This window comes from Streptomyces sp. NPDC037013 (assembly GCF_055607265.1).
In genome coordinates, this window is sequence record NZ_JBVJRV010000011.1 from 42399 (window position 1) to 55956 (window position 13558).

The window sequence follows — 13558 nt, forward strand, 5'->3', positions numbered from 1 at the left end:
TCACCGGTTGCTCCTGCTCCTTTGGCCTGCGCTGTTCCCTCCTCAGCGTGCCGGGCCGCCACACCGGCCGCCCATCCTGCTGACACCCGGCCGATACGGGGGCTGACCCCATCCCGCAGGTCACCCTGAGGGGTTCAGTCCTCCAGAGCCGCCGCCATGTGCTCCAGGTCGGTGAGGAGCGCCGAGAGGCGCTGCGGCGGGACCGCCTCGACCATGCGCTCTTCGACGGCGTACACGGCGGCCTGGACCGCGGCGAGACGGCTCCGGCCCTCCTCGGTGAGGCGGGCGGGCCGGGCGCGGCCGTGATCGACGGTGGTGGGGCGGGCGATCAGGCCTGCTTCCTGCAAGCCGCGGAGGACGACGTTCGCGGACTGCCGGGTGACGAACGTGGCGCGGGCGAGCTCGGCGTTCGACATGCCGGGTTGCTGGGCGAGGAGTTCGAGGGTCGCGTACTGCGGCACGGTCAGCCCGTGCTCCCGCAGCGCCTTGTCCATCGCGCCGCGCAGGGCGGCCTGGGCGCGTTTGAGCAGGTACCCCACGTGGTGGGTGACGTCGTCCGCGGGCCGGACCGGCCCCGTCTCTGCGCTCTTCTCCATGTCAACATTTTGACATGGGGAAGAGCGGCGCCCTAATCTCTCACATGTCAAAGTACTGACATCCAGAGCGAGGGAAGCCCCCATGTCTGTTGCCATCGACGGTCCCGACTTCGTCGCCCTGCAGGTCCACGACGTGGAAGCCGCGGCGGCCTTCTGCGAGCAGCACCTGGGTCTGCGACGAGCTGCCGTCTCGCCCCCGCACGCCGTCGTGTTCGACACGAAGCCGACGGCGTTCGCCATCCGCGCGCTCCTCCCCGGAGTCGACCTCTCCGAGACCTCACGCCCGGGCCTCGGGGTGGTGCTCTGGTTCCCGACCTCGGACGCACGTCGCCTCCACGACCAGTTGGTCGCCGCCGGAGTCAAGATCGTCGAACCCGTGACGGACAGCCCTTTCGGCCCGAAGTTCTCCTTCGAGGGCCCGGAGGGTTACGTGCTGACGGCGCACGGAGGCTGATGCGCGGGCTCGTGCTCCGCATCGCGGGAACGAGGCTCTCCCCTTCACGTGAGGCTTGTGCTGGACTGGCCCGACACAGTCCGTCCGCGACAACAGGGGTGAATGCGGTGCCTCTTGAGGGCGAGTACGACCCGAGTCCGGCGCAGTGGGTACGTGAACAGGTCGAGCTGTACGAGAGTTCGGGTGGCGCCCGGGGCAACACGCTCTGGGACACGGGCCTGCCGGTCGTCATCGTCACGATGCGCGGCGCGAAGAGCGGCAGGATCCGCAAGGTTCCACTGATGCGCGTGGAGCACGAGGGCCGGTACGCGGCGGTGGCCTCGAAGGGCGGCTTCCCGCGCCACCCCGTCTGGTACTTCAACCTCAAGGCCAACCCGCAGGTGGAACTCCAGGACGGCGCCGAGCGCCGGAGCATGGTGGCCCGTGAGGTCACCGGGGACGAGAAGGACCAGTGGTGGCGGCGCGCGGTCGCCGCGTACCCGCCGTACGCCGAGTACAAGGAGAAGGCCCGCCGCGTGATCCCGGTCTTCGTACTCGAACCGGAGCAGCCGCCCGGGCCGGGGACGAACCCGGCCCGGGCGGACTCCTGAGTCTTTCGGACCTCTCTCTACCTGTCTGCGTGCCTGCCTTCCTCTGCGGGCTACCGCCGACCGGCGGCCCTTCGCCTGCCCGGCGTCACTTCAGGTGGCGGGTGAAGAACTGAGCCGCGGCGTCCCCCGCGAACCGCGGGACACCCCGGTGCCCGCCCATGTTGGCGTGCAGGGTCTTCTCCTCGGAGCCGAAGGCGTCGAACAGATCCAGGGCCGCCTGACGGTCGTTGCCTTCGTCGTCCCACTGCAACAGGACGTGGAGCGGGATGGTGACCCGGCGGGCCTCCTCGAACGTGGCGCGCGGCACGAGGCTCCCGGCGAACAGGGTGGCGGCCACGATGCGCGGCTCGGCCACCGCCAGGCGTACGCCGATGGAGATCACCCCACCCGAGTACCCGACAGGACCGCCGACCTCGGGCAGCGACAGGAGGGCATCCAGCGCGGACCGCCATTCCGGGACCGACTTGTCGACGAGCGGGAGGACGACGGCGTCGACGATCTCGTCGTCGAGCGGTCCACCGGCCTCCATGGCGCGGCGCAGGTCGGCGCGGGCCTGCTCGGCGGCGTCCCAGCGGGGCCGGTCGCCGCAGCCCGGGAGCTCGATGGTGGCCGAGGCGAAACCGTCGGCCGCCGCGTGCCGGGCCCGTCCCACCAGTCGGGGATACATCGTGCCCAGTCCGAGCGTGGGGTGGCCGAGCAGGATCAGCGGCACCGGTGCGGACGCGGATGCGGATGCCGGCGTCCACAGGATGCCGGGGATCTCGCCGAGGGTGAATGCGCGCTCGACGACCCCGTCGTCGAGACGCCGCTCAGAAGTGAAACGCATGGTCGTGCCTTTCGGGAGTGCACTGGACGGCGCTCCCGGACGACCTACCGCCCGACCGTGACTCCGGAGGAGAGCACCCACGTCGAAACTGTGTCCACGGGTACCACCTCCTCGATCTCTCGCACGGCCTCCGGGAACGTAGCAGCGGTCGCCGTGGTCCCCCAAATGGTTTTCGCGGGGTCCATGACCGGGTGTCGGAGACGGCGAGGGCGGCGAGACGGCGAGGGGGCCCGGGTGAGTGTGATCCCGGTGCTGGCCGCTGCGAGAATGACCTGACGCAACGAGAGTTGCCAGGAATCACAGGAACCACGGGGGTCGCAGTGCAGCGCGCCGAACGCCGGATCATGTCCATCGCCGGAGCGGGGATCATCGCCCTGCTGCTGGCCGGCTGCGGAGATTCGGACACCACCAGCAGTGACAAGAGCGGCGACAAGCCGAAGACGGACAGATCCGCGTCCGCCGCCACGCCGCTGAAGCTCGACACCGCCACGCGTCAGGTGAAGTACACCGACAGCAGCAAGGAGGCGTTCGACCTGAAGGTCGCGCCCACCTCCCTCAAGCGTGGCACCACCGCGGACGTCGCGAACGTCCGCCTCGACGGCGACGTGAAGGGCATGGTGCCGTACTACCTGACGGTGTCCGTCACCAACACCGGTGCCCCCGGCGCCGATGGGGGCCAGGCCGCCGACCGCTTCGCCCTCTCGCTCGCCGACGGCACGCGCGGCCGGAGCATGGCGTTCTACAACAGCAACCCGCTGGCCTCACCGGGCACGGGCCCTCTGGAGCAGTGCAACGGTACGAAGGCGCCGGGCGAGCTGTCGGCGGGCCAGACCGCCACCGCGTGCCAGGTCGTCATGCTCCCCAAGGGCGCCAAGCCCTCCACCGTCTCCTACCAGGACGACTCCGGCACCCGGACCTGGAAGGTCGAGGGCGGCGACAGCGGGGACAGCGGCGTCCTGCCCGCCGACCGGCGCGCCAAGACGACGTGGAGGGACTCGTACGACAAGGACTTCCCGCTCACCGTCACGCCGAAGAGCGTGCGCAAGGCCGGCCCCGACGCACTCGCCGGCTACGACCTCGGCGAGGAGCAGAAGAAGGCCGACCCGTACTTCGTCACCCTCGAGTACCGCAACGACGGGACGAAGAAGCTGTACCCGGGCATGGACGAGGCCGTGGTCCTGCGCACCGAAGCCGGCCAGACCGTGCGGAAGATGACCCTGATCGCCATCGGCAGCAACGGCCCCGAGGGGTGCGAGTCCTCCGTCCCCGACGGCATGGTCCAGGCCGGCAAGAGCGTCCGGCAGTGCGGTGTCTACCTCGTCGACAAGGGCGACAAGCCCGTCACGGTGACCTTCACGCCCACCGCCAAGGGCGCCGAGCCCCTCACCTGGAAGACGTCCTGACGCATGATCACGGCCCTGTCGTGAAGACGTGTCCCAGGCGTGTCCTGGGCGCGCCCTAAACGGCGGGGCCGCCGGTCCGGGAAGTCGGTGCGGCGGGGTCGGCGGGCGGTGCCACGGCGAGGGCCTGTGAGACCGACCGGCCCATCTGCCGCAGATCACCCGGATCGGAGCGGTGGAGCACGAAGAGCTTGGCCAGAGCGAGCACGCTGGGGCCGGACAGCGCGACCGCGAGCCACACCTGCCCCTCCAGCCCGACGTATACGGCACCGGTCAACATGGCGAGGGCGATCACCAGGCCGGCCGCGAGGCCCGACATGTAGCGGATGTGAGCACGGCGATCGGCTGCTTCGCGCGCCAAGCTCTCGGCCCGGGCGATCTGGAGCCGCTCCTCCGCCATCGTCTTGCGGAGCCTGAGTTCGTGATCTCGTACGAGCTGGGGTTCGAGTGCCTTCAGGGCGAGGCGGAGATGCTCGGGAGGAAGAGTCGCCCACTGACTCGCCAAGTCCAGTGCGTTCACCTGCCGTTCCGCGCCATCCGGGTCGCTCACGGGGCGCCTCCGTCTCCGCGGTGGGCGTCTCCGTCACTGCCCTGCGGCTGAAGAACAGGTTCCGGCGCGGCACTCGGTGGAGGGCCGAGGGCGAGGAAGAGGTCGGTCAGCCCGGAGAGGAGTCCCTCCACGGCTGCCGGTGTCCGCTCGTCCTGCGCCATGCGAAGGAGGGCCTGGGATTGGCGTTGGAAGTAGCGGTGCGTGTCCTCCGACACGCTGGGCGGGTGCTCTCCCATGTCCTGCTGCGGGCTCCGCCGGCGCTTGGACTCACGGCGGAAGGCCGCGGCGACCCCCGGCCCGCTTCCGAGACCGACGTACTCGCGATCCTGTACCGCCGGCCGCCGGAGATCGCTCAGCACCTGTTCGCCGCCGCCCGCACGTGACGCGGTGGCGATGCTGATTTCATCACCCTCTCGGACCCCCGCCTCGTAGAGAGCCGCTTCAGGGTCGAGTCGTACCGGGCCCTGGCGCCGGTCGATGCGGTCGATGACGACCACGGGGAGCAGGCGATCCCCGGCCCAGTGGGAGCCGGACCGCAGGACCAGCTCGGCGATTTCTCTCACGCCCGTCGTGGACGGCACTCCTCGTATCTCGTACGGGACTCGGTCCGGACCGGTCACGCGGAGACGTTCCAGTAATCGGGGGCGGTGACGCCAGTCCTGCTGAAGGACGGCAACGCCGCTCAGACCCCGTGCGCCGAGTGTCCCCATGATCCGCTCGATGGCGGAGTCGGCCATCCGCTCCGTCAAGGTGAACGAGATCTGGGTGTACGAGGAATCCGCAGCGGCGAAGATGTAGTTCAGTCGTGCCTCGGGGTCCTCCCGATGGACGGCCTCCAGGAAAGCTTGCTCAGGGGCTTCGGTGTCCGAGGTGAGGGTCAGCGTCGGAAGCGTCACCAGAGGGTCGTCCGTGGATGCGTGCCGCGGCCCGGCCCCTTCGTACCGCTCGGCCGCCTCGTGTTCCAGGGCGCTCAAGGCCGCCCCGAATACACCGTGGTGGGGATACCGCCGCGCGACCGCTCGCACCAAGGCGAGTTCCACGTCCTCCCGCTCCGCGAGACCTTCGATGAACCGCCGCGCTCGCTGCCACCACAAGCGGGGCGACTGCAAGGCCGACGGGACGGGAAGCAGCTCATCGGGGAGACCGAGCCCGCTCAGGAGCAGGAACGCCTCATCAGGGCTCACGACATCACGCAGCGCGGCGTAGAACTCGTCCCCGAGCGTCTCGTTACCGTTCATCGTCCCCCTCCGCCGTGCCGCGACCGGACCCAGGGCCGGCCCGCCGACACCCTTCATTGTCACGCCGTTGGGCCGGATTCCGCGAGAGAACTGCGAGTGCGTCCCGCGGAATCCGACGCGGAGGTCACGACGGAGCGGTGCTCAGGGTTTGACGGCCACCGCTCCGAACTGGGGGAGTACGGGCGCGGATTCCGATGCGGCGAGCCAGTGCGAGCACGACACGAGGCCGGGGGAGAGCAGGTCCAGTCCGTCAAAGAAGGCGCTGATCTCCGCGCGGCTCCGGGCGGTGATCGGCGGCGTGGCGTTCTCGTTCCAGAACTTCATGGCCTCGATGTTGCCCTCACCACCGAGGTCGGTGTCGGTGGTCGGGTGGGTCACGGCGAGATAGCTGCCGGAGGGCACCGCGGCCATGATGCGGCGCACGATGTCCAGAGCTCGTTCCGTGTCGAGGATGAAGTTGAGGATGCCCAGCATCATGACCGCGACGGGCCGCTCGAAGTCGAGGGTCTCCGAAGCACCCTCGATCACGCTGTCCGGGTCGTGCACGTCGGCGTCGATGTAGTCGGTGGCTCCCTGCGTGGTGCCGACCAGGAGGCTGCGGGCGTGGACGAGCACGATGGGATCGTTGTCGACGTAGACGATGCGGGACTCGGGAGCGATCCGCTGGGCGATCTCGTGGGTGTTGTCCAGGGTCGGCAGTCCGGTGCCGATGTCCAGGAACTGCCGTACTCCGCACTCGGCGGTCAGGGTCCCGACCGCGCGGCCGAGGAATTCGCGGTCGGCGCGGGCGACGTCCCGGATCACCGGGAACATCGAGGCGACCTGGTCACCGACCTGCTGGTCGACCTCGTAGTTGTCCTTCCCGCCGATCCAGTAGTTCCACACCCGTGCGTTGTGTGCGATCCCCGTGTTCAGCCTGCCCGACACATCCGACGGGTGCTGTCTCCCACTCACCATCTACCCCTCTCCACGCGCACCTCCGTGCGGCCCTGGCGCGAAGTCACCTTAACTACTCCGGACCGTATGACGTACGGCGATTGCGGGGTCTTGGATCACGGGTGCTCGTGTATGGGGCCGCGCTGCGCACGAATCGGGGCGAAACGCTTGCCGGGGGAGACGTATGAGGGGGATGCCGGTGCCGTCAGGGCAGGTGCAGGGCCGCGGGCAACTCGCGTGCGACCGCTGCGGCCAACGCGGCGCGGGCGGTCAGCGGCAGGGGAACGCCGGGGCTGTCGAGCTGCTCCGCGAGGTCTTCGTCCCAGGCCGCCATCCGGTGAAGCGCCGCATGGAGTGCGGCCGGTTCCTCGGCAAGGAGCGCGTCCGCCAGAGCCAGGAGGTCGGCACGGCCGGTGCCCGGCGGGGCGGGGATGCCCGGCAGCCGGGGACGTACGAACTCGGTAGTCCGCGCGGGGCAGAAGACGGCCAGCGCGGCGAGCACACAGCGTGCGGCATCGGTCTCCAGATCCCACTGCTGGAGGAGGTCCGGGAGCTGGGCGACGACCGCATCTCTCCCCGGAGTGAAAGGGGCGACGGTGACATGGTCCCCGCGCATGGCGGCCAGGTCGGCGGTGCCGGCAGCGGTGGTGTCGGGCTCGGCGGCGAGACCGAGGAGCAGGAGCAGCAGACTCGCGCGTGCGGCCGGCGACAGGGCCCGGGATCGGGCCAGTTCGGCGACGAACGGGACGATCGACGCCATGCCGTCCTCCTGGGCCGGCAGGTGGAGGGCCGTGGTCACGAGGTCCGCGAGGAACAGCCGGGTGCCGTCGGGCCCATCGAGACCCTCATCGGACTTCTCGACGAATTCCTCGACAAGTTCCTGGACCTGGTCGTCATCCGTGAGGTGCGCCAGGGCCGGGGGCGGCGCGGCAGAAGTGCCGTACATCCGGCGCGCGACGGCCACTGCCTCGGCAATCTCCGTCAGCGGATCGCCGAAGTGCAGCCCTTCCCACGCCGGTGCCTTGTCGGGCTGCGCCGGCCCGACCGGAAGGGGGACGGGCAGCGCCATGAGGCTCGCGGCGTCCTCGTGGACCAGGTCGTCGGCGGCGGAGGCGGGCACGCCATCCCGCGCGTACGACGCGTACGACATGTGCGAGGCGTACGACACGTAGGTGAGCAGTGCTCCGCCCCGGCTCCGGGCCAGCGCCGCGAGACGGCGCCTCTCCTGCCGAAGAAGCGGCCTCAGCAACTCGGGGTCGTCCTCGGGCACGGGATAGCTAGCTGAGGAGACGACGTCCCATCCCCGGCCCTCGCCGCCGGGTTTCCGGACCACCACCGATCGGCATCCCTCATCCGCCAGTTCCCGGGCGACTTGGCGAGCCGTCGCCTCCTTCGGGAACGTCAACACCCGCTGCACACCCACGACCATGCTCGCCATCATCCTCCAGCGGAACGTGGTCCCCATCCTGCCTCGATGACGGATCCCAGACGGGGGCATGTCGGACACAGGTGGCCGCTCAGCGGACTGTCGCCGACCTGCCGTGGCCGGGTTTCGGCCAAGCATCTGGCCGGGGCCGGTCATTCCGCCGGAAGCGGTTTCTGCCGGTTGCGTGCGGCGGCGAGGATCTCGCCGTTACCGCTGGTAGCTCGCTCGATCAGGATTGTGATCAGGGGGGTACGCATGACCATGAACACCCGGACCACCGACGGCAGGCGAACGGCGCGCTGGCGCCGCGCCTTGGCGGCCGCGGTGGTCCTGACCGCCGCGAGCACGGCGCTGACCGCGGTGCCGCAGCCCGCCCACGCGGCGCTTCCGCCGCAGACCATCGCCGACCCGGTGCACTACTGGAACGACGTGCTCATGGAGGTCATCCGAAGAGAGAGCGGCGGCCCAGGCCCGATGGCCAGATCCGCCGCGATGCTGAACGCCGCCATCTACGACGCGGAATCCTCGTACCAGCTCAAGTGGAAGGGCAAGATCACTTCCGAGCCGTACATCCGCGCCACGAAATACTCGGGCTGGGTCGAGGGACCAGACGAGGAAGAGCGGGTCGTCGGACGCACGGCGTACAACATCCTGCTAGGCCTCTACCCGGGGCAGACCAACTACCTGGACGCCCGGTTCCGGCAGCGCTTCGGCACCGAGCCGACCGGCTTCGACCTGCTCGACACCACGGTCGTCGGACCGATGGTCAAGCAGATGCGGGACGCCCGCGACGGCGACGGGTCCGACAATGACCAGGTGTACGTCGCGGACAACAAGCCCGGCGCCTGGCGGCCCACCAGCTACCCCGACATGGTCGACCCGAGCTGTACCCAGGCCAGCCAGGCCGTGACCCCGTTCTGGGGCCAGGTCAAACCCTTCGCCATGACGTCGGGCTCGCAGTTCCGGCCGCCCACTCCCGGCCTGTACGGGACGTACGAGAAGCTGCTGGCCAGCGACGAGTACAAGCCTCAGGTCGACGCGGCGCGCAAGGCCGGGGCCGACAAGCCGACCGCCGCGACCCCCGACGTCAACCGCACTCCGGCGCAGGAGGCGGCGGCCTGGTTCTGGGCGAACGACGAGGACGGCACGTACAAGCCGCCGGGCCAACTGCTGCAGGCCACCCGGGAGATCGCGACGCAGCGCAAACTCACCACGTACGAGAACGCCCGTCTCTTCGCCCTCGTCTCGATCGCGCTGGCGGACGCGGGCATCGCGGTGCGGGACGTGAAGTACCTGACCCCGATCGACCTGTGGCGGCCGGTCTCCGCCATCCGCGACGGCGGTCTCGACCCCGACTGGAAGCCCCTGCTCAAGACACGGGCCGGGGTGAACGTCACGCCCTGCTTCCCGGCGTGGGCCTCCGGCCATGCCACCTTCGGCGCCTCCTGGGCGGGGGTGATGAAGCGCTACTTCGGCAGCGACGACATCGCCTTCACCATGACCACCGACGAACCTCAGTCGCCGGTCAAGTCCCGCTCGTTCACCAGCTTCAGCCAGGCCGCCAAGGAGGACGCCCAGAGCCGGGTCTGGCTGGGCGTCCACTTCCCCTGGGACGCCGAGGACGGACTCACCCTCGGTGACAAGATCGCCAATCACGTCTACACGACCAAGCTGCGCAAACTCTGACGCAGCGCTCGGGCCCGGCAGCCGGTCACTGAGACGACCGGCTGCCGGCGCACGGGCTCGCGCTGACTTGATGGGAGAGTCGGGGGGGGGGCTTACCAGCGCACGTACTGGCTGGCTGGCTGGCCGGCTCGGCTCTCGCTCTATCAAAGGACGGCGTGTAGCAGTACGCTGACTGACAGTCCGTGTTCGGCTCGGGCTGTCAGCGCAGCACGAGCCGTTCGGTGGTCTCTCGGGCCCAGGTCGGGGCCCCCTTCGCCAACGGCTGTCTCCGGTGGGCCCCTGCGCCCCGTCCCAGCAGCGCCCCACCGAAACGCCTCACGTGGCGTTCCCTGCCACGGCGTCCTGTGAGCGGTGCGCCGGCACTCCAGGACTGGCCATGCACAGCTACTTCGCGGACGAACTCCTGCTCATTTTGCCCTCGCCCGACAGCAAAGGCGTGCGTCTGTGCGGCGAGGTCCTCGGCACGCACCGCGGACCGCTGGCCCTCGCCCTGACACAGCAGAGCTCACAGACAGAGCAGATCGTCCTCGAACTCACCGGAGTCCGCTACCTCTCCAACAGCGCCCTGGAAACACTGGTCGCCTTCGCCGGATACCTGAACCCTCCCCAGCGCCTGCTCGTACGCGCACCCAGCGAACTTCGCCTGCGCGAGCGGCTGAACGCGCGCGGGTGGGACCGGGCGAAGACGCTGGAGGTCGAGGACGCGTGAGGGCTTGGGCCCGGCCGCGGGCGGCATCCGGCCGGATGGTGGTAACCGAGCCGGCCCCGCCCGGCCCACCTTGACCACGAACTCTCGGCACCGTCCTTGGTGACCGCCCCCGTCGAACCTGGCGGCATCAGCGACCTCCTGGATAACGTCGGCCTGCTGGAGACACCCTTCGTCCCATTGGGAGCCGACCCCCTCGGCACCGTCGTCCTGATGCGGGGCGAATGACCGCCCGTTCGACGACGACGTACACCACACCAGGAGCGGCGTACATCATGGGCAACAGGACAGCCGAGGCGGTCGCCGGTCTCTCCCGCGAGATCTCTCGCGGATGTCTTCCGCGTGCCGGGACAGGCTCTGCCACTGACGGCGGTCGCCGCGCTGACCGCGGGCACCGTCGCGCCGCGTCGCCGTAACCGATGGTGCAGCGAGTTCAGCCTCTACTTCGTGGGCGGTGGCCTCGCCCAGCTCGCCCAGCTCGCCCCGCTCGCCCCGCTCGTGTTGCTGATGCACCATCCAGCAGTTCCGGTGTGTCCTCTCCTCCGCAGCAGCCGTCGCGACGCCTCCGGTTGACACCGGCCGGCACCCTGCAGGTGGCCCAGCTCCCGGCCAGGTCTCCCCACCACAGGCGTGCTCCGGCATCAGGGACGAGAAGTTCTGCGCGGTACACGGCCCGGTACTCGCCCGCGCGCCCCCCTGAGCCGGTTGGAGCAGAGTCGCGCGCCGATTCCTGGCCGGCAGGTGAAGCTGGGCGTCCCACCCCGTTCACCCTCCAGGAGTCCTCCCGTGCCGGTCCCCACCTGCCCCCACCAGCTCCGCCTGCCCCTTGTCACCCTGCTGACCGCCGCCTGTATGGCCGGGCTGATGCAAGCCCCGGTCCGCGCGGCGGAGGCCCCCGCCGACGACCCCCGCGCACTGCGACGGCAGTTGCACGAACTGACCACGGCCCCCGGCGGGCCGCCCGGAGCCATCGCCGTCCTCAAGCGCGACCCTCGCGCCGAAGCCGAGATCTACCGGGCCGGCGTCGCCGACACCGAAACCGGCCGCCCGATCAGGGCGACCGACCACATGCGCGTCGCCAGTACGGCGAAGGCGTTCAGCGGGGCGGTCTCCCTCCGGCTCGTCGGCCAGGGGAAGCTGCGCCTGAACGACACCATCGGCAAAGTGCTTCCCCGGCTGCCGCGCGCCTGGCATCGGGTCACGCTGCGTCAGCTCCTGCACCACACCAGCGGCCTGCCCGACTTCAGCACGGACCCTCGGTTCCTCGCCCTCCTTACGGAGAACCCGCGCCGCCGCTTCGACTCCCGCCGTCTCCTTGACTTCGTGGCAGAGGAGCCGTTGATGTTCCGCCCGGGCACCCGGTATCGCTACTCCAACTCCGACAACATCGCTGTGGCGCTGATGGCGGAGGCGGTCACACACCGCCGTTACGAGGATCTGCTCGCCCGGCTCGTGTACCGCCCGTGGGGTCTGCGCAGCACGAGTCTGCCGCAGGGCTACCGCGTGCCCGAGCCGTACATGCACGGCTACGACGTGACTCCCTCGAACCCGCCCGAGGACGTCAGCGAGGTGCTGAGCGCGTCAGGTGTCTGGGCATCGGGCGGCATCATCTCGACACCCAAGGACATGACGGCCTTCATCCGCGGCCACGCGAGCGGAAAGTCGCTCTCCGACCGGACCCGCCGTCAGCAACGGCACTGGGTGAAGGGAGCATCCGAGCCCGCGGGCCCCGGACGGAACAAGGCAGGCCTGGCCCTCTTCCGGTACGCCACGCGCTGCGGCGTGGTGTACGGCCACACCGGCAACTTCCCCGGCTACACGCAGCTGGTCGCGGCCACCCCGGACGGCAGCCGGTCACTGACCGTCTCCCTCACCACCCAGATCAACAAGACGAACAAGCCCGAACTGCTCGACCGGCTCCGGACAGTGGAGGAGAACTTCGTCTGCGCGCTGCTGCGCAAATAGCCCGCAGTGACGTAACCCGCCGTGGGAACAGAGCAAGCCATGCCCGCTCAGTCCGGACGGAAGAACGCAAGCATGCGCCGGCCGGCGTCGGGTGACGTCAGGACTTCCTGGATGTACGCGGACTGCTCGCCCGCCGCGCGGGTGCGTTCGAACATCTCGGTCTCGTACTCCTTCACGGCGGCCGGGAAGTCGTCCGGGTGCGCGGCCAGCGCGAGGCCGAGCAGGGCACCGTCCAGCAGCGCCATGTTGGCGCCCTGCCCCACCGGCGGCATCAGGTGCGCGGCGTCGCCGAGCAGGGTGACGTCCGGTCTCGACGGCCAGGTCAGGCCGACCGGGAGCGTGGAGATCGAGCGGGGCAGCACCGTGTCGTCGCAGGCGGCGATCAGGCCGGTGAACCGCGCGTCCCAGCCCCGGAACAGCTCGACCAGCCGCACCTTGGCCGCGACCGGGTCGCCGAACGGGATCCCGCTCGTCGTGAGCCAGTCCTCGGCGGTGTCGTAGAAGCTGAGGTAGACGCGTACGCGGCCGTCGCCGTTGCGCTGCGCCGACAGGGACTGTCCGTCGCCGAGCACCCAGTAGTTGCCGCGCCCGACCATCGCCGCGATGTCGGGGTGGGTGCGGTCGACGTCGGGGATGCCGAGTTCGACGACGTTCTGACCGGTGTGCGCCGGCCGGGCGTCGGTGAGCAGCGGCCGGACCCGGGAATCGGCGCCATCCGCGCCGACGAGCAGCTCGTACGTGGCGCTGCTGCCGTCCGCGAAGTGCAGCAGCTCGTCGTCGACGGACCGCAACGCGCGCCCCCAGCGCACCGTGTGTTCGGGCAGAGAGCCCAGCAGCAGGTTGCGGAGATCGGCACGGTCGACCTCGGGCCGATCGAGCGGGGCGTCGTCGGGCGTGTCCTCCTGGAGCAGCAGGGTGCCGTCCGGCAGGAGGAGACGCAGGTCCTGTCCCTCGCGGCGGGCCATCGAGTGGAACTGCTCGATCAGCCCCGCCTCACGCATCGCTCGCTGCCCGGTCCCGGAGTGCAGATCGAGCATGCCGCCCTGGCCGCGCGCGTCGGGCGACGCGTCACGTTCGTACACGACCGCGTCGATGCCGTTCATGTGCAGCACCCGGGCGAGGGCCAGGCCGCCGAGGCCGGCTCCGATGATGGTGATGGTCATGACTGCCTCCGCGTCTGTCGCC

The 13558-nt window shown here is 70.1% G+C and carries 14 protein-coding genes; 7 read left to right on the forward strand and 7 right to left on the reverse strand.

The annotated features are described in order from the left end of the window. Positions 1-134 precede the first annotated feature (134 nt). Positions 135-596 carry a MarR family winged helix-turn-helix transcriptional regulator gene (locus tag ACZ7DY_RS34450; RefSeq protein ID WP_471142650.1) on the reverse strand — a complete coding sequence of 154 codons (462 nt, stop codon included), beginning with the start codon at positions 594-596 and terminating at the stop codon, positions 135-137. Positions 597-678: 82 nt separating this feature from the next. Between ACZ7DY_RS34450 and ACZ7DY_RS34455 the strand changes: the two genes are divergently transcribed. Together ACZ7DY_RS34455 and ACZ7DY_RS34460 are read left to right on the forward strand one after the other, a co-directional pair. Continuing rightward, complete coding sequence (locus tag ACZ7DY_RS34455; protein WP_471142653.1) at positions 679-1050, forward strand: VOC family protein; 372 nt, start codon at positions 679-681, stop codon at positions 1048-1050. 107 nt (positions 1051-1157) lie between these two features. After that, positions 1158-1640: a nitroreductase family deazaflavin-dependent oxidoreductase gene (locus ACZ7DY_RS34460; protein ID WP_471142656.1), complete on the forward strand. Its 483-nt coding sequence runs from the start codon at positions 1158-1160 to the stop codon at positions 1638-1640. An 85-nt stretch (positions 1641-1725) separates the two neighbouring features. On the opposite strand, the gene ACZ7DY_RS34465 is transcribed toward ACZ7DY_RS34460, so the two are convergent. Then, complete coding sequence (locus tag ACZ7DY_RS34465) at positions 1726-2466, reverse strand: alpha/beta hydrolase (protein WP_471142659.1); 741 nt, start codon at positions 2464-2466, stop codon at positions 1726-1728. A gap of 344 nt (positions 2467-2810) precedes the next feature. Between ACZ7DY_RS34465 and ACZ7DY_RS34470 the strand changes: the two genes are divergently transcribed. Then, positions 2811-3869 (forward strand): hypothetical protein, encoded by a 1059-nt coding sequence (locus ACZ7DY_RS34470; protein WP_471142661.1) that lies wholly within the window; start codon positions 2811-2813, stop codon positions 3867-3869. Positions 3870-3924: 55 nt separating this feature from the next. On the opposite strand, the gene ACZ7DY_RS34475 is transcribed toward ACZ7DY_RS34470, so the two are convergent. From ACZ7DY_RS34475 to ACZ7DY_RS34490, 4 genes are all read right to left on the reverse strand, one after another. Continuing rightward, positions 3925-4416: a hypothetical protein gene (locus ACZ7DY_RS34475; protein ID WP_471142663.1), complete on the reverse strand. Its 492-nt coding sequence runs from the start codon at positions 4414-4416 to the stop codon at positions 3925-3927. After that, positions 4413-5654 (reverse strand): hypothetical protein, encoded by a 1242-nt coding sequence (locus ACZ7DY_RS34480; RefSeq protein WP_471142664.1) that lies wholly within the window; start codon positions 5652-5654, stop codon positions 4413-4415. Before ACZ7DY_RS34480 ends, ACZ7DY_RS34475 begins: the two co-directional genes overlap by 4 nt. Positions 5655-5795: 141 nt before the next feature. Continuing rightward, positions 5796-6611, reverse strand: a complete 816-nt coding sequence (locus ACZ7DY_RS34485) for an SAM-dependent methyltransferase (RefSeq protein ID WP_471142666.1) — start codon at positions 6609-6611, stop codon at positions 5796-5798. Positions 6612-6795: 184 nt separating this feature from the next. Next, positions 6796-7926 (reverse strand): hypothetical protein, encoded by a 1131-nt coding sequence (locus tag ACZ7DY_RS34490; protein WP_471142669.1) that lies wholly within the window; start codon positions 7924-7926, stop codon positions 6796-6798. Between the two features lie 345 nt (positions 7927-8271). On the opposite strand from ACZ7DY_RS34490, the gene ACZ7DY_RS34495 reads away from it, so the two are divergent. From ACZ7DY_RS34495 to ACZ7DY_RS34510, 4 genes are all read left to right on the forward strand, one after another. Continuing rightward, positions 8272-9702 carry a vanadium-dependent haloperoxidase gene (locus ACZ7DY_RS34495; protein ID WP_471142670.1) on the forward strand — a complete coding sequence of 477 codons (1431 nt, stop codon included), beginning with the start codon at positions 8272-8274 and terminating at the stop codon, positions 9700-9702. Positions 9703-10078: 376 nt separating this feature from the next. Beyond that, positions 10079-10411 carry a hypothetical protein gene (locus ACZ7DY_RS34500; protein WP_471142672.1) on the forward strand — a complete coding sequence of 111 codons (333 nt, stop codon included), beginning with the start codon at positions 10079-10081 and terminating at the stop codon, positions 10409-10411. Positions 10412-10750: 339 nt separating this feature from the next. Next, positions 10751-10981, forward strand: coding sequence for a hypothetical protein (locus ACZ7DY_RS34505; protein WP_471142675.1), 231 nt, complete (start codon positions 10751-10753; stop codon positions 10979-10981). A gap of 213 nt (positions 10982-11194) precedes the next feature. Next, positions 11195-12373, forward strand: a complete 1179-nt coding sequence (locus ACZ7DY_RS34510) for a serine hydrolase domain-containing protein (RefSeq protein WP_471142677.1) — start codon at positions 11195-11197, stop codon at positions 12371-12373. Between the two features lie 47 nt (positions 12374-12420). Here the strand turns inward: ACZ7DY_RS34510 and ACZ7DY_RS34515 are convergent, their stop codons facing one another. Beyond that, the gene (locus tag ACZ7DY_RS34515; RefSeq protein ID WP_469255742.1) at positions 12421-13536 is read right to left on the reverse strand and encodes an FAD-dependent oxidoreductase; all 1116 of its coding nucleotides are present in this window, start codon (positions 13534-13536) and stop codon (positions 12421-12423) included. Between the last annotated feature and the right edge of the window lie 22 nt (positions 13537-13558).